Here is a 19,870-nt window from a genome sequence, read left to right on the forward strand (position 1 = left end):
AGCGGGCCGCGCTCAACGCCGCCGGCCGGAAGGGCCTCATCGTGGACAACGTTTCAGCACCGGGTTTGATGGAGACATCAGTCGTTCTCGTCCTGGTGGCCCAAACTGGATTCGGTGATCAACTACTCGATACCTGGTGGCAAGATTCCTAAGAGCGCCCCCTAGCTAGGGCGTGTCCTGCCGATCATGTAGTGGTTGATCGTTGACGATGTGCCGGTGGTGCGTCGTGGTGAACTGACCGATGAGGCGTGGGCGGTGATCGCGCCGCTGCTACCGGAACCTGGCGGGGCTCGGGGGCGGTGGCGGGATCACCGTCAGGTCATCAACGGGATCCTGTGGAAGCTACGCACGGGTGCGCCGTGGCGTGACCTGCCGGAACGCTTCGGGCCGTGGAAGACGTGCCACGAACGGCTGCGCCGCTGGACCGCTGATGGGACATGGGATCGGGTCCTGGCCGCGGCGCAGGTGCATGACGACGGCACGCCGGTGCAGTGGACGATCAGCATCGACTCGTCGATCGTGCGGGCGCACCAGCATGCCGCTGGCGCCCGCAAAAAGGGGGCTCCCCGACAAGTGCGGCGACGCCTGGTGCGCAAGATGGCGAGGCCATCGGCCGGTCCCGCGGCGGGTTGAGCACGAAGATCCACCTCGCGGTCGACGGACGCGGACGGCCGCTGTCGATCCTGCTCACCCCCGGCCAAGCCGGCGACAACCCGCAGCTGCTGGCGCTGCTGGACGCGATCCGCGTCAACGAGCCCGGGCCGGGTCGGCCCCGCAAGCGACCGGAGGTGCTGATCGCGGACAAGGGCTATGCACATGACTCGACCCGGCGAGCCCTGCGACAACGCGGGATCCGGCACGTCATCCCGGAACGCAGCGACCAGGTCGCTCGCCGGGCCGCCAAGGGCAGCCACGGCGGGCGACCACCGGCCTTCGACAAGGTGATCTACAAGAAGCGCAACGTCGTGGAACGCTGCTTCAACCGGCTCAAGCAGTGGCGTGACCTGGCAACGCGATACGCCAAACGCGCATCCCTCTACCGAGCCGGCCTCGTCCTGATCGCTGCTGTCATCTGGCTCCCATGATCGACAGGACACGCCCTAGTCGCGGAGCATCGTCTCGACGTAGGTCGGGGCGAGCCCACGCAGCAGTTCCTCGGGAAGCGCTCCGGCCAGCGCCGTGACTGCGAGATCGACGCCGGGGCTGCTTGGCCCGCGGAACTGCGCGACCAGGCGGTCGACGCGGGCGGCGACGCTGGCCCCACATATGGGGTTTCTGGCGAGTTCGGCCAAACGGGTGCCGACGGCGTCCGGCGGTGTGGGAACTCGGATGAGCCGGATGACATCGGCGCAGTCCTTGGGCTTGACGCGATGCTCGCGGCTGCGGTCGCTGTCAGTCAGGCGGTCTGCGATCTTGTGGCTCTTCGCGACCAGGGAGGGATTCTTAGAGGGCGTCTGATTCACGTATTTTGCGGGTGATGCCGGCTTCAGGTGTCTCGCCAGGTTGGGGTGGTTTCGTCGGTGAGGCGCTTGGTGAGGTTGTCGATCATCGCGATGCGGATCATGCTGGCGGAGTTGTCGGGCAGGGCTTCGTAGTCACGGGCCAAGCGGCGGTGGAGCATGATCCAGCCGAGGGTGCGTTCGACGACCCATCGGCGTTTGACCACGGAGAATCCTCTGACTTGTGGGGCTTTGGTGACGGCTTCGACGTCGATGCCGAGGGTGGCGCGGGTCTGCTGCACCGATAGGTGACAGTCGTAGTCACGCGGCCTGACTGGCCGGCGGGTTCATGACGGCCTCGTACTCGATAGGGGTCAACCGGGACAGGGATCGTTGGCGTCGACGGCGGTGGTAGGTCCGTTCGATCCAGGTCACGATCGCGGTCCTCAACTGCTGCCGGGTCGTCCAGGTTCGGCGGTCGAGGACGTTGTTCTGCAGCAGGCCGAAGAGTGACTCCATGGCAGCGTTGTCGCCGGCGGCGCCGACCTGTCCCGCACCGGGTTTGATGGAGACATCGAAACCTGGGAGGAACACCAGCGATGCCGGCACCGAAGAAGTACAACGATGAGCTGCGTGAGCGTGCGACCCGGTTGGCGGTCGAGGCCCGCCGGGATCGGGCGTCGGCGGTCGGAGCGATCCGGCGGATCGCTGGTCAGCTCGGGGTTCATCCGGAGGCGTTGCGGACGTGGGTGAAGAAGGCCGAGACCGACGCCGGGGATCGGCCGGGCACCACCAGCAGCGACGCCGAACGCCTCGCCGCACTGGAACGGGAAGTGCGTGAGCTGCGGCGGGCCAACCAGATCCTGAAGTCCGCGGCGAGTTTCTTCGCGGCGGAGCTGGACCGTCCGTCGCGATGAAGGTCGACTTCGTCGACTCCCAAAGGGCCGAACACGGTGTCCAGCCGGTCCTGCAGGCGCTCGAAGACACGCCGGCACAGATCGCACCGTCGACCTACTACGCCGCCAAGACCCGTCCCGCCAGCGTTCGCTCAAGGCGGGATGAGGAGCTGACCGCGGTGATCGAGCGGATCCACGCGGCCAACTACGGGGTCTACGGCGCCCGAAAGGTCTGGCGCGAGCTGCACCGCCAAGGGGTGCCGCTGGCTCGGTGCACGGTCGAGCGGCTGATGCGCGAGTCCGGGCTGCGAGGGCTGCTGCGTGATAAGTCGCCGCGCACGACCCGACCGGCGGCCGAGACCAGTCGACCCGTTGAACTGGTCAAACGGGACTTCACGGCGGCCGGCCCGAATCAGCTGTGGGTCGCTGACCTGACTTACGTACGCACGAGTGTGGGCTGGGTTTACGCCGCGTTCGTCCTCGACGTGTACTCCCGCATGATCGTCGGCTGGCAGGTGTCGACGTCGCTCTACGCGGATCCATCGACTGCGACGGGCCGCACGATGCCTCCGCGACGGGCGGCGACACCTGCGGGCGCGGCTTCGGCCGATCCCGCATCGCACCCGCGATGGCGACCCCGGCGACAAGGACGACGGCACCGGCCAGCACCACTCGCCGCCGGCGGGGTCGGGGTGGCTCCCTGCACACCCAGACCGGTCACGCCGACGAGATCACCGCCCGCCGAGCGCACCTGCTCGTACAGGTCAAGGCCAACCAGCCGACCCTGTTCAAGCAGCTCAAACGGCTGCCCTGGGCGCAGATCCCGGTCGGTGACCGGCCCCGCGACCGTGGTCACGGCCGCCGCGAAACCCGCACCATCAAAGCTGTCACCGTCGCCACCCCGGCGGCATCGCCTTCCCACACGCCCAGCAAAAGCCGTGCGGATCACCCGCACCCGCATCGTCGCTGGCAAGACCAGCCGCGAAACCGCCTACCTGACCGTGTCACTGCCCGCCGGCCAGGCTCTGCCCCGTGACCTGCAGACCTGGATCCGCCGGCACTGGCACATCGAGAACCGCCTCCATCACGTACGCGACGTGACTTTCCGTGAAGACCTCCACCAAGTCCGGACAGGCAACGGACCGGCGTCATCGCAACGCTACGTAACAGCGCGATCGGCTGGCACCGCATCACCGGCGCGACCAGCATCGCCCGCGCTACCCGCCGAGCCAACCGCCGATCGCACGACCTGATCACCGCCGTGACCAGCAGTTACCCCAGACCGCAATGACCCTGCCCCGACTCCCACCACGAGGGACAAAATGGTCAAGCCGAAACGGACGACCGGACCAAAACGCTCTGACGGATCGCGGTTCACACACTTGTTTTGCGGATCCTGGGGTACGTGCCACATTCTTGGCGCACACCCCAGGATTCCGTGTTACCTGCACGTACACCAGCTAATGTCGGCGCAGTACATCAACCAAGCGGCACTCCATTCATGCAGCCACCTACGATGCAATCACAGTTCCTCGCTCTTCGATAAGTCCCGCATGGGCGAGCCACTTTGGGAAGCCCTCAGGATCCGGGCTTGGTTATCCGCCAATTATCTTGATGGCACCTGTCGGATTGAGGCTGGTCCAGACCTTGACTGTCTCGCCGTCAACGCCGCGAATATAGACATCTCCCCTTACTTCTTTCGGGTGATGCCGTGAGTGCAGCAGGTTCAGCGCAAGCCTTCCGGCCAGCACAGTAAACGCCAGGATGAGTGTTATCAGCAGTGTCACCCCCGTATGCTGCGCATCATTGCGCACCGAGTCGACGACGTGCGCGAGGACAATCAAAGCCGTTACGACGAGAACTGCCGGTACGACCTTGCGTCTCCAAATGGTTTCCATTCGACATGTCCGAGTGAACCGTTTGGCCGTTGCCGCGTCGACCGAGAGACTAACCACGAACCGGCTCAGCCCATATCGACCTAGGCAGGAGGTGTCCACCACCGATGCAGCTTCGCTGCCATCGATGATCGACCTCGGGGAAGGTGTCAATTCCCCTGCTGTTTTGCCGGCCACCCACACGTCGACCCTTGGTCGCATCCGCCTGCCTTTCTAGACTTTGCCACTTGCCTATGCACAAAACTTATTGTTGATCCACCCGTATCCCCAATCGAACCGCCCACTTCTGTTTAGCCACCATCGAAAGAACCCGCTGATATAGGCTCCTCGCTTCCGACTGCACGCTTCGTTGTACTCCCACACCAGCCACCCGTAGACGGCGCCCGGCGACACCGAACGCGGCCCCTGCGGGAGGGTTAAAGACACCTACAACTATGGCGATGATGCCGTATGCAACGCCCCCGGGTAAAATACTTCACGTCACTGTGCGAGAAATAGCATTGCCAGCGCCAGTCGACGCGATATCCTCCCCACGTGCCCCAATAGTAGTACCACTTACGCGAGCTGTAGCTGGTACGCCAGCATGACATGTTTCCGGAAACATCGTGCTTGTTGATCGAGTCTCCGGTGGCGTATTCGTATGGGTTGGCGTTTCCACCGTAGACGGAGTCGACTGACTTGAATCGGCTGGTGGTGGGGTTGTAGAGGCGGGCACCCATGAGGATCGAGCCGTCAGGAGTGTAGGCGGCGCGCTGGTGGGTGCCGAGCCAGCCGTAGCGGCGGGTGCCGGCGTCGGCGGGGTTTCGGGCGTTGCCGTGTTCGTCGTACTCGCTGGTGTACGCTAGCCCGCTGCCGGTTTCGGTCATCCCGGCGACGAAGTCACCGTGCAGATTGGTGATCTGCCAGACCAGCCCGGTGGTGTTGGTGAACAGACCGGCGATCCCGGCGAGTCCGGCGATGGCCCGGGAGTGGTTGCCGCTGCCGTCATCGGTCCAGCTCGGAGCGGCCAGCGACTTCATCGACTTCTCAACCGACCCAGAGCAGTTCTCGCTAACGAACTACTTGGCTCGGGCGGTCCTGGTCAGCGGCCACTTCGAGTCTAGGCATGCTCGCAGGGTACCCGTGTTGTCGGCGGCGCCCCACCTGCGGCATGAGCGTGCGCGACGGTGCAGCTCTGTCAAGTCCGCAACGATCGTCGAGTTCTGGCATGTGCGTGATGGTCGCGCGTTTGGCAGACTGCTGCGTCGCCTGCCCTGTTGAACAAATGAGGTGCTGACGATGCTTGACGAAGGTGTCCAGCCCAACGAGACCACCGTGCCGATGCTGCCCTGTGTGGCACCGGAGGAAACCCTGGCCTTCTGGCGCGCCCTGGGCTTCGCTGTGACCTACAAACAGACGAAGCCCTACCTGTACCTGGCGTTCCGGTGGCGCGGTTTCGAGCTGCACTACGGGCGCGCGTCCAGCAACCTGGACCCGTCGGAGAACACCGGCGGATGCCTGGTAATGGTCGATACGGTCGCGCCGTACCATGCAGCGTTCACCGAGGCGATGCGCCGCACGTACGGAAAGGTGCTTGCCAAAGGGCTACCTCGGATAACGCGGTACCGGCCCGGCGCCTCACGGTTCACCGTCACGGATCCGTCGGGAAACTCGATCATTTTCATCCAGCGGGACGAGCCGACGGAGTTGGACTACGGCGGCTCCAAGCAGCTGCAAGGGCTTGCCCGGGTTCTGGACAACGCGCGGATCCTGCGCGAGTTCAAGAACGACGACCGGCATGCCTTCCGAGCCCTGAACTCGGGACTGCGCCGCCACGGCGACAGCGCACCGGCCGTGCAGCAGGCAATGGCGCTGGCCGTGCTCATCGAGCTGTCGACGGCACTGGAGGAGTCGGAACGGGTGCCGGAGTGGGGCGCCAGGCTTCGGCAACTCAGCCTGACCATGGAGGAGCGTCGTCAGGTTGAGTCCATCGTTGCCGACCCCACGCTGCTCGAGCGGTGGATGCCCGCCACGGCCTGACTGACCGTCTACCTCGGCTTGGACGGCGGCAAAGTGGGTCACACGCGGTCGGTTCGACGCCGGAGGGCAATCGGCTGAATGACGCAGCGTTGCCGGACACCGAGACCGTTAGATCCACACTCCCCGACCGCCCACCTGTCAGGTTCAGCGGGGCTTGCGGCCGGTAGTGGAGGCGAACTGGTAGCCGCGCACCAGCACCGCCGGGTCGGCCATCAGCTCGGCGAACCGGTCCAGCTCGTCGTGGGACAGGTCCTCGGCGAGGAGCCGGTCGCGCAGCTGGGTGGCGTTGTCGGCGTACAGGCGGCAGCCGGCACTGCCCCCGGCCCAGGTCTCGGCGACCCAGCGAGTGTGGACCTGCTCGAAGCCGTTGCCGAGCAGGAAGGAGGGAACCTTGTCGCCCCTTCGACGCCGACGCGTTCGCCGACGATATGGAACGCGCCTCCCGCGGCGCGAACTCCACCACCGCCCTGGTCCAGGCGTCGATGAGCCTGCTCGCCGGCCTGGCCGGCGTCATCGCCGTCGCGGTCGCCGTAGTCAAGCGATGATAGAAGCCACGAGCGACACGGCAACTTCGGTGTGGTTGGTGGGCGAAAAGCGCTTGCCCGGTTTGCCGTATTCGACGTGGAAGTTGTTCGATTCGAGTTTGTCAATGCTTGCCATCGACAGTGATCGACGGTTAGGGGTCGAGTCACGGGGTGTGATCCCAGGCGGGGAACGTTCTTGAGGATCACCGGAGCGGCTCGATGCCCGCTTGGTCGTCATGCCTTTCGCCTGCCTAACGGAGGGAGGAAGTATGACCAAGAGAATGTTCGCAGCGCTCGCGGTCGTCGCTGCCGTCTCGTCAGCCGCCGCCGTCCCGGGGGTGGCCCAAGCGAAGGCCGACGCTGCGTTCGCCCGGTGCAGCGGAGAGCTAATCTGCGCCTGGTCGGGCTCGAACTTCACCGGCACCTTCTACCAGGGCCCGCGGCCCGGGGGTTCCACCTGGTGCAAAGACATGCCGTTCGGGATGCGGTCGGTCAGCAACGGCACCAGTGTGACCCTCACGTTCAGCCAGAACAAGTGCGGAGTCTCCGGCGGTTCGTCGGCGATCGTCTACGCAGGCCAGGACCGAGGCTCGTTCCCCTTCGTGATCAACTCGTACTCCTACTGTGGGTTCTGCCGTCAGACTCACACCGACGCGCCGGACAACTAGCCACTCGTTCAGTTGATCGTCGAGCACTATAGGGGTCGTCTGCTGGCCCTGACCTCTTGGTGGGCCGGCGGATGACCCGACTCCGTCAATCGCAGCTACGCCTACTTCTTGTTGTCCGGCATACGGAGTAATCAGCGATATCCTCGGGAGTCGTCCGGAGATCGCCGTCCGATGGACGGTAGGTAGCGGCACCCGTACTGTATGGGGGCATGCCAAGTAGACGGCTTGGCGGAACGCAGCGCGCGACGGGAGCGGCCGGATGAACGTCTTCTGGTCCACGGTCCTCAACTGGACGCGCCTGATCGTCAGACGGATACGTCAATGGCTCTCGCTGCCCGATCGCCGTCCCATCACGTTGGCCGCGGTAGTCCTCGCTTCGGTGCTGGTGGGCGCCTTCGGCGCGGCAGCCAGCTCCTACCTAGGCGTCCGGGCCCTGGTTAACCTGCCCGACGCGGCAGCGTTGAACGACCTCACTCGGCTGGCCACGGGAGTTGAGGAGGCACCAGTGATGTCGCGCGAAGCCTCACCCCGGACGGCTGGCAAGATCGCTGCCGATGTCAGGCTGAGTTCTCAGTGGGATCCCGCGCAGGCACGGCAGCGCTTCGCCGCGGCTGGCTGGTCCGTCTCCGGTCTCACCGTCGTTGACGACCAGACGGGCGTGCTGTATCCCGGCGACAAGAGGGTCACCTACCTCCCGAGCCGGTACGCCCGGTTCACGGCCGAATCGCAGGGCTTGATCATCGAAGTCAACGGCAGTTCCGTCGCCGACGACGGCATCGTGCGGGTGAGCAGCTGGCCTGCCAGCTCACCCGCGTTTCCCGCCCTCAGCCTCGCCGGAATGAGCCTTGGGCTGTTCACCGGATGGTCGCTCGCCGCGACGGCGTCGCGGCGGATCCGTCCAGCGCATCCCGCACAACGGGCTACGGTCATCGCATTGGCCATCACCACCGCGCTGGTCCTAATGGCCCCCACTGTCGCTATGTATGGCAATCTCGTAGGCACGTTAGGCGCGCAGGACGACAGCGGTGGCCCGGTAGCCACCGTGCATAGCGCTATCTTGCCAAGCTCATACTGGCCCGCCGCGCCCACGTGGCTGCTACCCGTTCTGAGCGGCGCGGGCGGCCTGCTCGCCGTTGCCACGTTGATTCTCGCCGCCCGGTCGCGTCCGATTCACGGCACCCTGACTCCAGGTAGAACCGCACGTCGTGGCGAGCTCTGGGAACAGGCCGCGAGCGCGGTCGAATCATCGATCGAGGCAGCCCGGGTAGACCGCGACGCTGCCCAGCGGCGGCTATTTCTGTCCACCTATCCTGACTGGACTCCCAGCTCGCTCGACCGCATGCGCGATCAGTTGATCGACGCCGGTGTACCTGCAGACTTTCTGTCCACGACAGCGCCCTCTGGGTCGCCTGGGAACTAACCAGCCGTACCTATCGGCAGCGACATTTCTTTCTGTCAAAGCTCTCCCGATTCGGGCATCGCGCTGCCGTCCGACTCGGTGCGCCGCTGAAGGGTTTCTAGCATCCCATGGAGGCTTCGAGGCACTGCACCATCCGGCGAGACGAAGTTCTGCCATTCATGATCGAGGATCGAGTACAGGAGCGAGTCTCTCCAGACGCCGTTGGCGAAGACGTGGTCTCGGACGCGGCCTTCGGGTATGAAGGCGAGTCGGGCGAGCAGGAGCTGGGAGGCGTGATTGTCCGGGCCGCACGCTGCTTGGACGCGGTGTAGCCGCAGGGTAGTGAAGAGTCAGGCCGCCCGTGCGCCGGAGACGCTGCGGCTGCTCGCCCTGCTCGTGGCGACCGTGCCGAACGGGTGGGCGGCGCTGCGGGCCGGGCACCTGCGCTACCAGACCTACGCCGCCGGGTCGGTACGCCGCCGCCACTTGTGGCTGCTGCACCGGCTGATGGCCGAACGCGACTCCGCCCCCGAACTGCGCTCCTACGGCCTGCGCGACTTCCTGCTCGACCAGTACGACCGGGTCATGCACGTCGAGACCCGGATCCAACTTAGCCTGACCCGCCGGGTCACCACGACCACCACCGTCGACGCGGTGAGCCTGCGCTACCCCGACCGCGACACCCCCGCCGTCGACCGCGTCACCCTCACCATCGGAGCCGGGCAGACCGTGGCGTTCGTCGGGGAGAACGGCTCCGGCAAGTCCACCCTGGCCACCATGATCGCCACTTTCCGCACCCCTACCAGCGGGGCCATCCGCTACAACGGGCGGCCCAGCAACGAGTGGGGCACCGACGCGCTGCGGGCCCGGATCGGCGTCGTGACGCAGGAGTACCACAAGCGGCCGTTCACCGCCGCCACCAACATCGCCATCGGCGACATCACCACCACGGCGGAGCAGGACCGGATCGAGGCCGCCGCCGCCCGCGCGGTCGCCCACGACATGATCTCCGAGCTGCCCCACGGGTACGAGACCCTGCTGGACCGCACCTTCGCCGGCGGCCAGGACCTCTCCGGCGGCCAGTGGCAACGCATCACCGCTGCCCGCGGCTTCCGGTGATCTGCTCGATCGCATGGTCAACAGCCGCAGCCTCCTGCTGCGCCCGGTCCACACCCGCCGCAGTCCCGGCCACGCCCCGTCACCAACTCGACGGCAATCGTCAAACCCGTCGAAGCCTTTCCGAGGCGCTCGGCTGGCACGACGTCAGCGTCCATCCGGCCCACCGGACCTGCTGCCGGGCGGAATCGCCATCGTGTTGGTCTCCCAAGGGCAGGGGCGGGGCGTCGCCCCGGTCTGCCGGCCAGAACGGTCCTCGGCGGTCATCGTCATCCGCTGGCAGCCGGCGCCGAGGGCCGCAGCGAACAGGATCAATGGCGCGTACGACCACCCCTCGCCGCCGGTCAACTCGCCGTAACGGTTCGCGAGGAACCCCACGAAAACCGCCCCCGCCAGGGCCGTCACCGCCGCCACTGCCCGCAGGTCCCTCACCCGGGCGGAGAACCAGGCGACCACTGCGGCGATGACCAGCACCCGGGCGGGCAGCTCCGCGGCCCCGAACACCGCCGCCACCACGAGCGCGGCACCAGTCACCGCCACCGCACCGGCAGCCACACTGATGCCCACCGGCGTGGTCTCAGCATGCGCAACAAGTTCAGGATCTCGATCGACACTCACCGCACGCCTCCGACAACAGCACGGGCCCGCGCCTCGGACCCGCCGTGACGTCCATGTCAGCCCGCCAACCAGCCACCGTCGACGACTTTCACGCGACCGCTACGATCACCGGCCGAATTTTCACGCCGATACGACGCCCCGCGCCGACGATCGGCAAACGCCGCCAGACGAGGCAGACACGCCTTGTCGGCATGAGGTGGCTCAGCGGTCGCGCTTGTCCGCACGCCACCTTTTGATCAACACCGGCAGTTCGAGCCAGAGGTAGTGGCAGAAGCCGCGCATCTCGGCCAGACGGGCGCCGGCGAGGCTGTCCTCGCGGGCCACACGAATGCCTTCCTCGGCGGCTTTCCGCATGCTGCCGATCACCGCGTTTCTGGCCGGACATGAGCGTGGCTCACGCAACGTCGCGCAGCCGGAAATGCTCCGGCGGCTGCCCGCGACCTGTCCTTCTGAAACGGTAGCTGCGACGTGCGGCCAACAGCATCCGTAGCCTGAACACGCGGCACCAGCACAACACCGCTGGCCGCCATGGCCGCCACGTCTAGAGCGGCGCATCCTGCCCCCACAACAGCAGGAGGTGCGAGCAGCATGGCGACGTCAGGTGTGATCTTTAAACGATGCGGATGCCGTGACGACGGCCGACGCCGGGAAGGCTCTTGCCCCCCGGTTTGTCCGAGCGTGGGCACGGGACCTGGTATTTCCACTGCTCAGCCAGGAGCGTGCTCGGCCGGCGGGAGCGGGTCCGTCGTGGTGGCTACCCGTCGCAAGCCGCCGCCCGGCATGCCCGCGACGAATGGCTGACCAGCACCGAGGCGGACCGGACGGCACAGGGCTGGACGGTCGAGCGGTGGCTGCGGCACTGGCTCGACAACCGCACGAAGATCCGGCCCACCACCCGTTTCCACTAAACCCGCGACGTCGACACCGTCCTCATCCCCGCCTCGGCCGCTACCGCCCTGGCTGACCTCGACGCCCCGCTCCTGCGCACCGTGTTCGGGCAGATAGCGGCCACAGGAACAGCAAGGGCGCCCCCAGTCCGCCTCCGCGATGCACCACCTGCGCACCACGCTGCGCGCCGCCCTCAACCTCGCCGTCAAGGAAGGAATCCTGGACGCAACCCGACCTGAGTCGGGTCGGGTCGGGCACGACGACGGGCTGGCCTGCCTTCAGCAGGCCGGCGACCATCAGACCGCGACCGGTCTCGATGCCGATCGGGATCGACCGGCGGTTTCGCCGAATCGCGGCGAGGACGGCCAAAAGGTGCGCCAGCCCTTCGGGGTTGTCGGGTAGGCGGGTGTGGGTGATAAGGCGGCCGTGGTCGTCGACCACGGCGAGGTCGTGGTGGCTTTCGCCCCAGTCCAAGCCGGCGTGGTACTTCAACAGCGTCCCGTTCGGGGAGCATGAGGGCTGGCCGGGCCGCACGGTCTCACGTGAGGGCTCGATCGCCCGGGATAGCAAAGGGCGTGACCCGACCAGCCAGCGGTCGTTGACCGCCAGGCACGGACGCTAAACCGAGTCCCGACACGCATCGAGTCGTGTCAGTGCGAATGGTTCGCGGGGTGTTGTCGGCGTACAGGGCTGAGTGCAGAGGTAGGCACGGCTGCAAGTGCACACCGCCGTCTCGACCTACACATGGTGACCGCCCCCTCGACTTGGTTTGCGAATTAAGTCGGTGACATTGCGTGACGGGCGTTGCTGAGCCCAGCCGTTCCTAGGAGGTGCGTATCTGCCGATGTCCGGGCGCCGGCCGACGATTGGTCAGCCGAGTTGGTGGGCTCGGCGTTGGAGGTATCGCTGTTCGACCTGGTTCTGGGTTAGCGCGGCTGCTTCGCGGTACCGCGCCGCCGCGCAGGCCGTGTCGCCGGTCATCTCAAGCAGATGTGCGCGGATCGCGCGTTCGCGTTGCCGGGTCAGCGGGTTCTCGTCCAGGTGGTAGCGCCAGTTGAGGTCGTCGAGCAGGGCCAGCCCCCGGGCCGGCCCGTACGCGTACGCGACTGCGACCACCCGGCTCAGCCGTACCGGCGCGGTCGGGCTGAGCCGTTCCAGTCCCAGGTACAGCGCCGCGATCTGGGGCCAGTCCGTCCGGTCCGGCGCCGCAGCCGCAGCATGCACGGCCGCGATCGCCGCCTGCAGCTGGTACGCGCCGACCTCGCGCCGCCGCCAAACGCTGTCGATAAGCTCCGTGCCCTCGCGGATCAGCTCAGGATCCCACCGTGTCCGGTCCTGCTCGTCCAGCGGCACCAACTCGTCGCCGTCGGTACGGGCAGCACGCCGCGACTCGGTGAGCAGCATCAGGGCAAGCAGCCCCGTCACCTCGGGGTCGTCCGGCAGGGAGGCGCGGAGCATACGGGTCAGCCGGATCGCCTCGCGGGTCAGGTCCACGCGGGTGAGTACGTCTCCGGTGGAGGCGGTGTAGCCCTCGTTGAAGATCAGGTAGAGCACCTGCATGACAGCGTTCATCCGGCTGTCGCGGTCGGCATCGGTCGGCGGGGTGAACCGGGCGCCGGCGCGGGCCAGTTGCTGCTTGGCGCGGCTGATCCGGGCGCCCATGGTGTTCTCGGTCGTCCCGTGCGCGTGTGCGATCTCCGCCGTTGTCAGGCCGCCGACCGCGCGCAGCGTGAGCACCACCTGGGAGGTGGGGCTCAGCGCGGGGTGACAGCAAAGCAGCAGAAGCGTGAGACTGTCGTCGGTCTCCAGCGCAGGGCCCGCCTGGCGGGTCGGGTCCCGCATCGCCAGCTCGCTCATCCCGGCGTGCCGCTCACGGTGGCGTCGGGCCTGGTCGGTACGGAGCAGGTCGACCATCCGCCGGTACCCGATCCGGATCAGCCAGCTGCGCGGGTTCTCCGGCACGCCGTCCGTCGGCCACACCCGGCTCGCGACGAGCAGTGCCTCCTGTACCGCGTCCTCGGCGATATCGAAGCGGCCGAAGCGCCGCACCAGCGCGCCGAGAACCTGCGGCGCCTCGGTGCGCAGCATGTGCTCGACGTCCGGCCTCACGCCGGTACTGCCGTTCGGGTGCCCTCCCGGCCTGCCGCCGTCCGGCGAGGCTGGACGCGGCGGGTCATGCCGCGAAGTCCGCGCCCATGATCGGCCGGATCTCCATCGGCTCGCCCAGAACCTCGACCATCCGCGAGACGATTTCGACGGCGCGCTCCTGGTCGTCCACGTCGATCACGGCGAAGCTGGCCAGGACCTCCTTCAGCTCGACGAACGGCCCGTCGGTGGCCACCACGCCGGTTGGGGTCTTGCAGACCGTGGTGCTGACCGCCGGGTGGCCGAGTCCCTCGCTGCTGACAAACTCGCCGGTCTCGATCAGCTCCTGTTCGAACCGCTGGTACGCGGCGAACGCGGCCAGCGCCTCCTCGGACGGGGTGTCGGCGGTCGCGGCGTCCCAGGCGGCGGCCGGTGTGTAGCTGAGCAGCAGATACTTCACCATTCTCCTCGTGTTCGCGGGCCTCGGATCACGCTACGCCGATCAGCTCGAACGGCGCAGGGAGAGGGCGACGACCGTCGTCCAGGTGAAGGCGACCAGGCCGTTCACGGCGATCTGGATGCTCATGTGGCTCGGTGACATCGGCATCAGCAGGATGAGCGCGGCGAGGCCGTTCAGCGCCGCCGGCAGGGCGGCCCGACGGCGGACGTGCCGAACGGTCAGCGCGATGGCGGCGACGGCCAGCGAGGTGAAGGCGGCGGCCGCCGCCGCCGAGTGCGCGATGCTGTGCCAGGACATCTCGTCGACCGGCCCCTCAGGGGTCCCTACCGGGAAGCCGTACTCCGGATCCATGATGAACACCCCAGCCGCGACGAGACCGGCACCGAAGATCCCGACGAAGATCGGCACCACACGCCGGCCGATACCCTCGGTGAGCGTGCGTCGGATCCCGATGGCGAGGGCGATCCCGCCGAAGCCGGCGAGCACGAACGTGGTGATCTGGATCCAGCCGGGACTTCCGGTGGCCAACTGGCTGATCGGGTGCCGCGTGATGTCGTAGCCCTCCCGCGTGAGCATCTGCGTCACGGCCGAAGCGAAAAAGACCGGTCCCGCGAGGACGCCGGCGAGGAGCAGCCGGTCGGACAAGCGGCGGGCAGCGGGAACGGTGGCGGCGACGGTGGCCATGACTTCCTCCTTGGTGAGTGCTTGCCGCTACCTCGTGGCCGCACCGCGAACTTTGACGTTCTACAGCGTGAGCTGGATCACGCAACGTCGACGTCAAGGCCCGGACGTCGCCTCCGAGGTACCGACGAACACCTACCGAGGAGGACACGATGTCTGAGAACACCCAGCCGAGCGCCGAACTGACCGCTCTGGACCGTCTAGTCGGCACCTGGTCGGTGACCGGCGGCGCCGAGGGAACCGTGCGGTACGAATGGATGGCCGGCCGATTCTTCCTGCTCCAGCACGTCGAACTGAGCCAGTTCGGCCAACCCGTCACCGGCCTGGAGGTCATCGGGCACCTACACCCGTTCGGCGAACCGGTCGGCGCGGACGTGGTGTCGCGGTTCTACGACACGGCCGGCAACACCTTCGACTACGTCTACGAACTCGTCGGCGACAAGATGACTATCTGGGCCGGCGCGAAAGGCAGCCCCGCCTACTACGCGGGCACATTCCGCACCGACGACACCACGGTCACCGGCGAATGGACCTACCCCGGCGGAGGCGGCTACACCTCCACCATGACCCGGCTCTGAGAACGAAAAGCCACATCGACTCGAACCGCCGAAGCGCAGTGTCTCATCGAGGAGACACTGCGCTCCGGCCGTGTCGTCCTACCAATGCGGACCCTACGGCCGAACACTGGTGCACCTGGCCCGGACGTCCGGAGTTGGCTCCCCTCTGTTTGATCCATGAAGGAGCGGGGCCGGTCATCCATGACACAGAGAGGTGCTGTTAGATCCACAGACCCGGTGGTGACGGACGGTGCTGCTATCCGACGACGTGCCCCAGGCGGTCGGCACGGACACCGCTTTCTATTCGGAGGCCGGCCCGCTCGGCATCCGTGCCGACCTGGCCGGCGTGAGCGGCGACGACGGGGAACAGCCACAACCAGGCCCAAGACCTGGGCGACATCGACATGCTGACGGCGAGAGGCGGCGGCGCCGGCCAGTGCACGCCCGACGTCCGCCTCTCGCCGATCACGCCGAACTCCTTCGCCGCCTGCCAGCGCACCGAGGTCATGCGGCCCGCAGAACCCTCAGCGCTGGACGCGGGCACCAGTTCCTCGCATCAGGGCCTCGACCTCGGCGACACCCACCATCGACGTGTCGCCGGGGGTGGTCATCGCCAACGCGCCGTGTGCCGCGCCGTACTCGACGGCGAGGGCCAGATCGCCGTCCCGCTCCAGTAGGCCGTAGATCAGGCCGGATGCGAAGCTGTCGCCCCCGCCGACCCGGTCGAGTATCTCCAGGCCGGGACGGTCGGTCGCCTCGGCGAACTCGCCGGCCGCCCAGGCGACGGCGCCCCAGTCGTTGACGGTCGCGCTGCGTACGCCACGCAGCGTGGTCGCGACGACCTTGAAGTTGGGGTATTGGTCGACCGCCGCCTCGATCATCGTCTTGAACTTGCCGGCGTCCAGTGAGCCGCTGTGGATGTCGGTGTCCGGCACAGCGAAGCCGAGGCAGGCGGTGAAGTCCTCCTCGTTGCCGATCATCACGTCGACGAGCCGGGCGAGGCGCCGGTTGACCTCGCGTGCACGGTCCTGACCGCCGACGGCCTTCCACAGGCTGGGCCGGTAGTTCAGGTCGTAGGACACGATCGTGCCGTACCGGCGGGCGGCCATCATCGCCGCTTCCACGGTCTGCGCGGCCGTCTCCGACAGTGCGGCATAGATGCCGCCGGTGTGCAGCCACCGCACGCCCAGTGTGCCGAAGAGGTGGTCCCAGTCGACGTCGTCCGGCTTGAGCTGCCCGGCTGCGGTGTGGCCGCGGTCCGAGGTGCCGACGGCCCCGCGTACGCCGAAACCACGCTCGGTGAAGTTGAGCCCGTTGCGGACAGTCCGGCCGATCCCGTCGTAGGGAATCCAGGTGATGAAGCTGGTGTCGACGCCGCCCTGCAGAACGAGGTCCTCGAGGAGCCGGCCGACCTCGTTGTCGGCGAACGCGGTGACGATCGCGGTCCGCAGCCCGAAGCAACGCCGCAGACCGCGCGCCACGTTGTACTCGCCTCCGCCCTCCCAGACTTGGAACGTGCGCGCGGTACGAACGCGACCCTCGCCGGGATCGAGTCGCAGCATGATCTCGCCGAGCGACACGAGGTCGTACCGGCAGTCGGTCTTGAGCCGAGGGCTGACGGCGCTCATGCCGCACCGCCCGCTGCCGCGACCGCCCGCTCAGAGCGGATCGTGATTTCGTCCCACTGCTGGGCCGCGATGACGTCGGCGGGTGCGACCGCCGTCGTGCCGGCCGCGAGGATGGCCGGGAGGGCGAGGTAATCCGGGATCAGGGCGGTGGTGACGCCGCCGGTCGGGATGAACCGCACCCCGCTGAACGGCGCCGATAGCGCCTTGATCATCGCGACGCCGCCGAGTTGCTGTGCCGGGAAGAACTTGACGACGCCGAGCCCGGCGTCGATGGCCATCTGGATCTCGGTCGCGGTGGCGACGCCCGGGAAGACCGGCACTCCGGCGTCCTGGCAGACGCGGAGCACGGCGGGCGCGAAGCCCGGGGTCACGACGAATCGGGCGCCGGCCGCGATGGAACGCTCGGCCTGCTCGGCGGTGAGCACCGTCCCGGCGCCGACGACGAGGTCCCCGCGACCCGCGAGGGCCCGGATGGCGTCGATCCCGGCCGCGGTCCGCAGCGTCACCTCGGCGGAGGTGAGTCCGCCTTTGACCAAGGCGTCGCCCAGCGCGCCGGCGTGGCCGGCGTCCTCGATGACGAGGACCGGTAGCACCGGACCGACCTGAAGAGAGTTCGTCACGGTCATGCTCCGATCCGGAGGCTGAAGCGCTCGTCCGCGTCGTCGGCGATGCGCGCCCCGATGCCCGGTTCCTCGCTCCCCCAGACCCGGCCGTCCTTGACCACCGGCGGATCGACGAGGAAGCCCTCCCAGCCGAGCCCGCCGTACGCGTCGAACTCGATCAGCGGCGCATTGTCGCAACTGAGGATGACCTGTAGTCCGGCGTAGATGCCGATGCCGGTGCCGGAGGAGCAGCCGATGTGCGGGACGCACTTGAGGTTCCAGGCGCCCGCCATGTCCGCGATCCGCTTGAGCTCGGAGATGCCGCCCACGCTGGCGGCATCCGGCTGGATGATGTCGAAGGGTAGCTTCGACATGAGGTCGATGTACTCGTACCGGGTCAGCAGCGACTCGCCGCCGGCCAGTGGGATGTCCACCCGGTCGGCCAGCCACGAGTGGCCGGTGACGTACTGCGACAGGCTGTGCGACATGATCGGCTCCTCCAGCCAGGCCACCTGGAGGTCGTGCAGTTCCTTGGCCAGGGTCAGGGCGCCCCTGCGGTCGTACGCCATGTTGGCGTCCACCATCAGCTCGATCTCGGCGCCGACCGCCGTGCGCACCGACTGCACGAGGTGGACCGCCCGATGGAGGTCGCCGTCGACACGCAGTTTGATCGCCGTGTAGCCGGCAGCAACCGCCTCCTTGGCCTCGGCGACGGCCTGGTCGGCCGGCTTCAGTGAGGGCGCGAAATACGCCCGCGCCGAGTGCTGCGACGTGCCGAGCAGCCGGTGGACCGGCTGCTCGGCGGTCTTGCCCATCAGGTCCCACAGGGCGATGTCGATACCGCTCAGTGCGTACGTCTCGACGCCACGGCGGCCCCACATGTGCGTCGCCCGCATCATGCTGTGCCACAGCGCGCCGATGTCCCGCGGATCCCGGCCGATGATCATCGGACCGAGCTGCTCGTTGATCAGCGGGCCGACGGTCGGGAAGTACTCGGCCGAGAAGCCGGCCTCGCCGATGCCCACTGACCCGTCGCTGGTGCTGACCTCGACGATGATGCCACCCTTGGTGCTCACCGCCATCGCTCCCCAGCGCAGCTTCTCTTTCAGGGGCAGCCCGACGGGATATGCCCGAACGCCTGCGATTTTCATGCTCGACTCACTGTTCGCCTCGTAGCTGTTGCTGTCGGATGGTGGGGCGGCGCGTCAGGCGCCGTATTTCTTCGGTGCCGCGAGAGCCCACTCGGTGTAGCTCTGGTGCCAGTCCACATTGGTCTTGTCGACGACCTGGGTCGGGTTGTTGATGATCTGGGTGACCGACTGGCCGAGGACCGCCGTCACGAAGATCGCCTCGATGAGGTTCTGGCCCTGGTCGACGCCGCCGATGTCGACGGTGGCGGTGAGCTTGCCGGCCTTGATCTGCTTGTAGCCGGAGACCAGCCCGTCGGCGCCGATGGTGAGGACGCCGTCGGTGCCGTCCCAGTGCTTGAGGCCGGCGGTGTCGATGGCCTGGGACGCACCGAGGGCCATCTCCTCGTTCTCGCCGTAGATCGCGTTCACGTCGCGGTTCTTGGTCAGCAGGTCCTGCGCGGCGGCGAAGCCCTTGTCCCGCACGTAACCGCCGTCGGCCTGGCCGACCACCTTGATGCCCGGGTTCTCGGCGAGCGCCCTGTCGAAGCCGATCTTGCGACCGCGGGTCCAGTCCGAGCCGGACGGGCCCCAGATCTGAAGGATGTTGCCCTTGCCCTTGAGCTTCTCGGCGATGTACTTGCCGGCCAGGTAGCCGGACTGCCACCGGTTGTCGTAGCCGACGTTGGTGACGGTCTGCAGCTGGTCCTCGGGGTAGAGCTCGGCCGGCTGGTTGAACTGGTAGATCTTCACGCCCTTGCTGGTGGCGTCGCGGTACAGGCTCTGCACGGTGGCGAAGTTGGCGCCGGTGCAGACCGCGATGGCGTCGAACTTGCGGGAGACCCACGACTGGACGATGCCGAGGGTGCCCTGGACGGCGTTGAAGTCGCCGACCGGCGCCTGCCGCTCCCACACCCACTTGCAGCCGAACCGCTGCTCGTATTCGTTCATCCGGTGCCAGGCGGCGTGCTCGATCTGGGTGAAGTTCTCGGAGAGGACCGGCGGGGTGAAGCCGACCTTGATCTCCTTGCCGTTGACGATCTTCTTGATCGCGTCGTCGAACGACTCACTGGACGCCGAACCGCCGCCGGATGACCGTGCTGCCTTGCCGTTGGGCGAGCAAGCGGCGATCAGCGATCCGCCGACGCCGGCCCCGGCGAGCACCCCCGCGGTGCGCAGCAGCCGACGGCGCGAGACTCCATCGAAGTTGGGCATGACGATCTCCTTGTAGGTGCGGTGTGGCATTGCGGACGGGGGGGTGGGGAACT

Annotated in this window: 24 protein-coding genes and 2 pseudogenes; 9 read left to right on the top strand and 17 right to left on the bottom strand. The window is 67.4% G+C overall.

Going from position 1 to position 19,870, the window contains the following annotated elements; genetic code table 11:
• The first annotated feature begins 219 nt into the window (after positions 1–219).
• Positions 220–1,085 (top strand): IS5 family transposase gene (locus ACN27C_RS04605; protein WP_421501094.1). Its coding sequence is split into 2 segments (ribosomal slippage): positions 220–553 and positions 553–1,085, totalling 867 coding nucleotides; the frame shifts between segments, so codons are not numbered across the junction.
• A gap of 15 nt (positions 1,086–1,100) precedes the next feature.
• Here ACN27C_RS04605 and ACN27C_RS04610 read toward each other — a convergent pair.
• The 3 genes and pseudogenes from ACN27C_RS04610 to ACN27C_RS04620 all read right to left on the bottom strand — a co-directional run bounded on the left by ACN27C_RS04610 (position 1,101) and on the right by ACN27C_RS04620 (position 2,048).
• Positions 1,101–1,463 (bottom strand): hypothetical protein, encoded by a 363-nt coding sequence (locus ACN27C_RS04610; RefSeq protein ID WP_422750525.1) that lies wholly within the window; start codon positions 1,461–1,463, stop codon positions 1,101–1,103.
• A gap of 23 nt (positions 1,464–1,486) precedes the next feature.
• A pseudogene (locus ACN27C_RS04615) lies at positions 1,487–1,726 on the bottom strand (transposase); the annotation flags it as partial.
• Positions 1,727–1,760: 34 nt separating this feature from the next.
• Positions 1,761–2,048 (bottom strand): integrase core domain-containing protein, encoded by a 288-nt coding sequence (locus tag ACN27C_RS04620; protein ID WP_422750526.1) that lies wholly within the window; start codon positions 2,046–2,048, stop codon positions 1,761–1,763.
• Here ACN27C_RS04620 and ACN27C_RS04625 point away from each other — a divergent pair.
• Complete coding sequence (locus tag ACN27C_RS04625; protein WP_422750527.1) at positions 2,039–2,356, top strand: transposase; 318 nt, start codon at positions 2,039–2,041, stop codon at positions 2,354–2,356. The two genes, ACN27C_RS04620 and ACN27C_RS04625, sit on opposite strands and share 10 nt — an antisense overlap.
• Positions 2,353–3,588, top strand: a complete 1,236-nt coding sequence (locus ACN27C_RS04630) for an IS3 family transposase (protein WP_422750528.1) — start codon at positions 2,353–2,355, stop codon at positions 3,586–3,588. The genes ACN27C_RS04625 and ACN27C_RS04630 overlap by 4 nt, the downstream gene beginning before the upstream one ends.
• Positions 3,589–3,930: 342 nt before the next feature.
• Here ACN27C_RS04630 and ACN27C_RS04635 read toward each other — a convergent pair whose 3' ends face one another.
• Both ACN27C_RS04635 and ACN27C_RS04640 read right to left on the bottom strand, forming a co-directional pair.
• Positions 3,931–4,233 carry a hypothetical protein gene (locus tag ACN27C_RS04635; RefSeq protein WP_422750529.1) on the bottom strand — a complete coding sequence of 101 codons (303 nt, stop codon included), beginning with the start codon at positions 4,231–4,233 and terminating at the stop codon, positions 3,931–3,933.
• Positions 4,234–4,646: 413 nt separating this feature from the next.
• Positions 4,647–5,249 carry an RHS repeat-associated core domain-containing protein gene (locus ACN27C_RS04640; protein WP_422750530.1) on the bottom strand — a complete coding sequence of 201 codons (603 nt, stop codon included), beginning with the start codon at positions 5,247–5,249 and terminating at the stop codon, positions 4,647–4,649.
• Between the two features lie 259 nt (positions 5,250–5,508).
• On the opposite strand from ACN27C_RS04640, the gene ACN27C_RS04645 reads away from it, so the two are divergent.
• Positions 5,509–6,249 (top strand): glyoxalase, encoded by a 741-nt coding sequence (locus ACN27C_RS04645; protein ID WP_422750531.1) that lies wholly within the window; start codon positions 5,509–5,511, stop codon positions 6,247–6,249.
• A gap of 534 nt (positions 6,250–6,783) precedes the next feature.
• Here ACN27C_RS04645 and ACN27C_RS04650 read toward each other — a convergent pair.
• Positions 6,784–7,011 (bottom strand): hypothetical protein, encoded by a 228-nt coding sequence (locus tag ACN27C_RS04650; RefSeq protein WP_422750532.1) that lies wholly within the window; start codon positions 7,009–7,011, stop codon positions 6,784–6,786.
• A 31-nt stretch (positions 7,012–7,042) separates the two neighbouring features.
• Here ACN27C_RS04650 and ACN27C_RS04655 point away from each other — a divergent pair, with 31 nt between their 5' ends.
• The 3 genes and pseudogenes from ACN27C_RS04655 to ACN27C_RS04665 all read left to right on the top strand — a co-directional run.
• On the top strand, positions 7,043–7,441 hold the full coding sequence (locus ACN27C_RS04655; protein ID WP_422750533.1) for a peptidase inhibitor family I36 protein: 399 nt from the start codon (positions 7,043–7,045) through the stop codon (positions 7,439–7,441).
• A gap of 259 nt (positions 7,442–7,700) precedes the next feature.
• Positions 7,701–8,861, top strand: a complete 1,161-nt coding sequence (locus ACN27C_RS04660; protein WP_422750534.1) for a hypothetical protein — start codon at positions 7,701–7,703, stop codon at positions 8,859–8,861.
• A gap of 354 nt (positions 8,862–9,215) precedes the next feature.
• A pseudogene (locus ACN27C_RS04665) lies at positions 9,216–9,953 on the top strand (ATP-binding cassette domain-containing protein); the annotation flags it as partial.
• A 150-nt stretch (positions 9,954–10,103) separates the two neighbouring features.
• On the opposite strand, the gene ACN27C_RS04670 reads toward ACN27C_RS04665, so the two are convergent.
• Entirely contained in the window at positions 10,104–10,574 is a 471-nt protein-coding gene (locus tag ACN27C_RS04670) for a hypothetical protein (protein WP_422750535.1), read from the bottom strand.
• A 201-nt stretch (positions 10,575–10,775) separates the two neighbouring features.
• Positions 10,776–10,940: a hypothetical protein gene (locus ACN27C_RS04675; RefSeq protein ID WP_162959191.1), complete on the bottom strand. Its 165-nt coding sequence runs from the start codon at positions 10,938–10,940 to the stop codon at positions 10,776–10,778.
• A gap of 353 nt (positions 10,941–11,293) precedes the next feature.
• Here ACN27C_RS04675 and ACN27C_RS04680 point away from each other — a divergent pair, with 353 nt between their 5' ends.
• On the top strand, positions 11,294–11,482 hold the full coding sequence (locus ACN27C_RS04680) for a hypothetical protein (RefSeq protein ID WP_244933115.1): 189 nt from the start codon (positions 11,294–11,296) through the stop codon (positions 11,480–11,482).
• Between the two features lie 40 nt (positions 11,483–11,522).
• On the opposite strand, the gene ACN27C_RS04685 is transcribed toward ACN27C_RS04680, so the two are convergent.
• The 4 genes from ACN27C_RS04685 to ACN27C_RS04700 all read right to left on the bottom strand — a co-directional run bounded on the left by ACN27C_RS04685 (position 11,523) and on the right by ACN27C_RS04700 (position 14,691).
• Positions 11,523–11,996, bottom strand: a complete 474-nt coding sequence (locus tag ACN27C_RS04685; protein WP_420899652.1) for an IS110 family transposase — start codon at positions 11,994–11,996, stop codon at positions 11,523–11,525.
• Between the two features lie 336 nt (positions 11,997–12,332).
• Positions 12,333–13,550, bottom strand: a complete 1,218-nt coding sequence (locus tag ACN27C_RS04690) for an RNA polymerase sigma factor (RefSeq protein WP_120571849.1) — start codon at positions 13,548–13,550, stop codon at positions 12,333–12,335.
• Between the two features lie 85 nt (positions 13,551–13,635).
• Entirely contained in the window at positions 13,636–14,007 is a 372-nt protein-coding gene (locus ACN27C_RS04695; RefSeq protein WP_120574004.1) for a YciI family protein, read from the bottom strand.
• A 42-nt stretch (positions 14,008–14,049) separates the two neighbouring features.
• Complete coding sequence (locus tag ACN27C_RS04700; RefSeq protein WP_422750536.1) at positions 14,050–14,691, bottom strand: DUF998 domain-containing protein; 642 nt, start codon at positions 14,689–14,691, stop codon at positions 14,050–14,052.
• Between the two features lie 149 nt (positions 14,692–14,840).
• Between ACN27C_RS04700 and ACN27C_RS04705 the strand changes: the two genes are divergently transcribed.
• Entirely contained in the window at positions 14,841–15,266 is a 426-nt protein-coding gene (locus ACN27C_RS04705) for a hypothetical protein (RefSeq protein WP_422750537.1), read from the top strand.
• Positions 15,267–15,501: 235 nt separating this feature from the next.
• Here the strand turns inward: ACN27C_RS04705 and ACN27C_RS04710 are convergent, their stop codons facing one another.
• The 5 genes from ACN27C_RS04710 to ACN27C_RS04730 form a co-directional block, all read right to left on the bottom strand.
• On the bottom strand, positions 15,502–15,753 hold the full coding sequence (locus tag ACN27C_RS04710; protein WP_422750538.1) for a hypothetical protein: 252 nt from the start codon (positions 15,751–15,753) through the stop codon (positions 15,502–15,504).
• 16 nt (positions 15,754–15,769) lie between these two features.
• Complete coding sequence (locus ACN27C_RS04715; protein ID WP_422750539.1) at positions 15,770–16,873, bottom strand: sugar kinase; 1,104 nt, start codon at positions 16,871–16,873, stop codon at positions 15,770–15,772.
• Positions 16,870–17,499: a bifunctional 4-hydroxy-2-oxoglutarate aldolase/2-dehydro-3-deoxy-phosphogluconate aldolase gene (gene eda / locus ACN27C_RS04720; RefSeq protein WP_422750540.1), complete on the bottom strand. Its 630-nt coding sequence runs from the start codon at positions 17,497–17,499 to the stop codon at positions 16,870–16,872. The genes ACN27C_RS04715 and eda overlap by 4 nt, the downstream gene beginning before the upstream one ends.
• Entirely contained in the window at positions 17,496–18,551 is a 1,056-nt protein-coding gene (locus tag ACN27C_RS04725) for a mandelate racemase/muconate lactonizing enzyme family protein (protein ID WP_162959193.1), read from the bottom strand. Before ACN27C_RS04725 ends, eda begins: the two co-directional genes overlap by 4 nt.
• A 129-nt stretch (positions 18,552–18,680) precedes the next feature.
• Positions 18,681–19,817: a sugar ABC transporter substrate-binding protein gene (locus tag ACN27C_RS04730; protein WP_162959194.1), complete on the bottom strand. Its 1,137-nt coding sequence runs from the start codon at positions 19,815–19,817 to the stop codon at positions 18,681–18,683.
• Positions 19,818–19,870 lie beyond the last annotated feature (53 nt).

Origin of the sequence: Micromonospora sp. WMMD1219 (assembly GCF_049315215.1) — a bacterium.
GTDB classification, from domain to species: domain Bacteria; phylum Actinomycetota; class Actinomycetes; order Mycobacteriales; family Micromonosporaceae; genus Micromonospora; species Micromonospora tulbaghiae.

Bases quoted from the DNA above. Each gene is read 5' to 3' on its own strand.
- ACN27C_RS04625 (WP_422750527.1), top strand. From the start codon at position 2,039: ATGCCGGCACCGAAGAAGTACAACGATGAGCTGCGTGAGCGTGCGACC.
- ACN27C_RS04630 (WP_422750528.1), top strand. From the start codon at position 2,353: ATGAAGGTCGACTTCGTCGACTCCCAAAGGGCCGAACACGGTGTCCAG.
- ACN27C_RS04635 (WP_422750529.1), bottom strand. From the start codon at position 4,233: ATGGAAACCATTTGGAGACGCAAGGTCGTACCGGCAGTTCTCGTCGTA.
- ACN27C_RS04640 (WP_422750530.1), bottom strand. From the start codon at position 5,249: ATGAAGTCGCTGGCCGCTCCGAGCTGGACCGATGACGGCAGCGGCAAC.
- ACN27C_RS04645 (WP_422750531.1), top strand. From the start codon at position 5,509: ATGCTTGACGAAGGTGTCCAGCCCAACGAGACCACCGTGCCGATGCTG.
- ACN27C_RS04650 (WP_422750532.1), bottom strand. From the start codon at position 7,011: ATGACGACCAAGCGGGCATCGAGCCGCTCCGGTGATCCTCAAGAACGT.
- ACN27C_RS04655 (WP_422750533.1), top strand. From the start codon at position 7,043: ATGACCAAGAGAATGTTCGCAGCGCTCGCGGTCGTCGCTGCCGTCTCG.
- ACN27C_RS04660 (WP_422750534.1), top strand. From the start codon at position 7,701: ATGAACGTCTTCTGGTCCACGGTCCTCAACTGGACGCGCCTGATCGTC.
- ACN27C_RS04690 (WP_120571849.1), bottom strand. From the start codon at position 13,550: ATGCTGCGCACCGAGGCGCCGCAGGTTCTCGGCGCGCTGGTGCGGCGC.
- ACN27C_RS04700 (WP_422750536.1), bottom strand. From the start codon at position 14,691: ATGGCCACCGTCGCCGCCACCGTTCCCGCTGCCCGCCGCTTGTCCGAC.
- ACN27C_RS04705 (WP_422750537.1), top strand. From the start codon at position 14,841: ATGTCTGAGAACACCCAGCCGAGCGCCGAACTGACCGCTCTGGACCGT.
- ACN27C_RS04710 (WP_422750538.1), bottom strand. From the start codon at position 15,753: ATGACCTCGGTGCGCTGGCAGGCGGCGAAGGAGTTCGGCGTGATCGGC.
- ACN27C_RS04715 (WP_422750539.1), bottom strand. From the start codon at position 16,873: ATGAGCGCCGTCAGCCCTCGGCTCAAGACCGACTGCCGGTACGACCTC.
- eda (WP_422750540.1), bottom strand. From the start codon at position 17,499: ATGACCGTGACGAACTCTCTTCAGGTCGGTCCGGTGCTACCGGTCCTC.
- ACN27C_RS04730 (WP_162959194.1), bottom strand. From the start codon at position 19,817: ATGCCCAACTTCGATGGAGTCTCGCGCCGTCGGCTGCTGCGCACCGCG.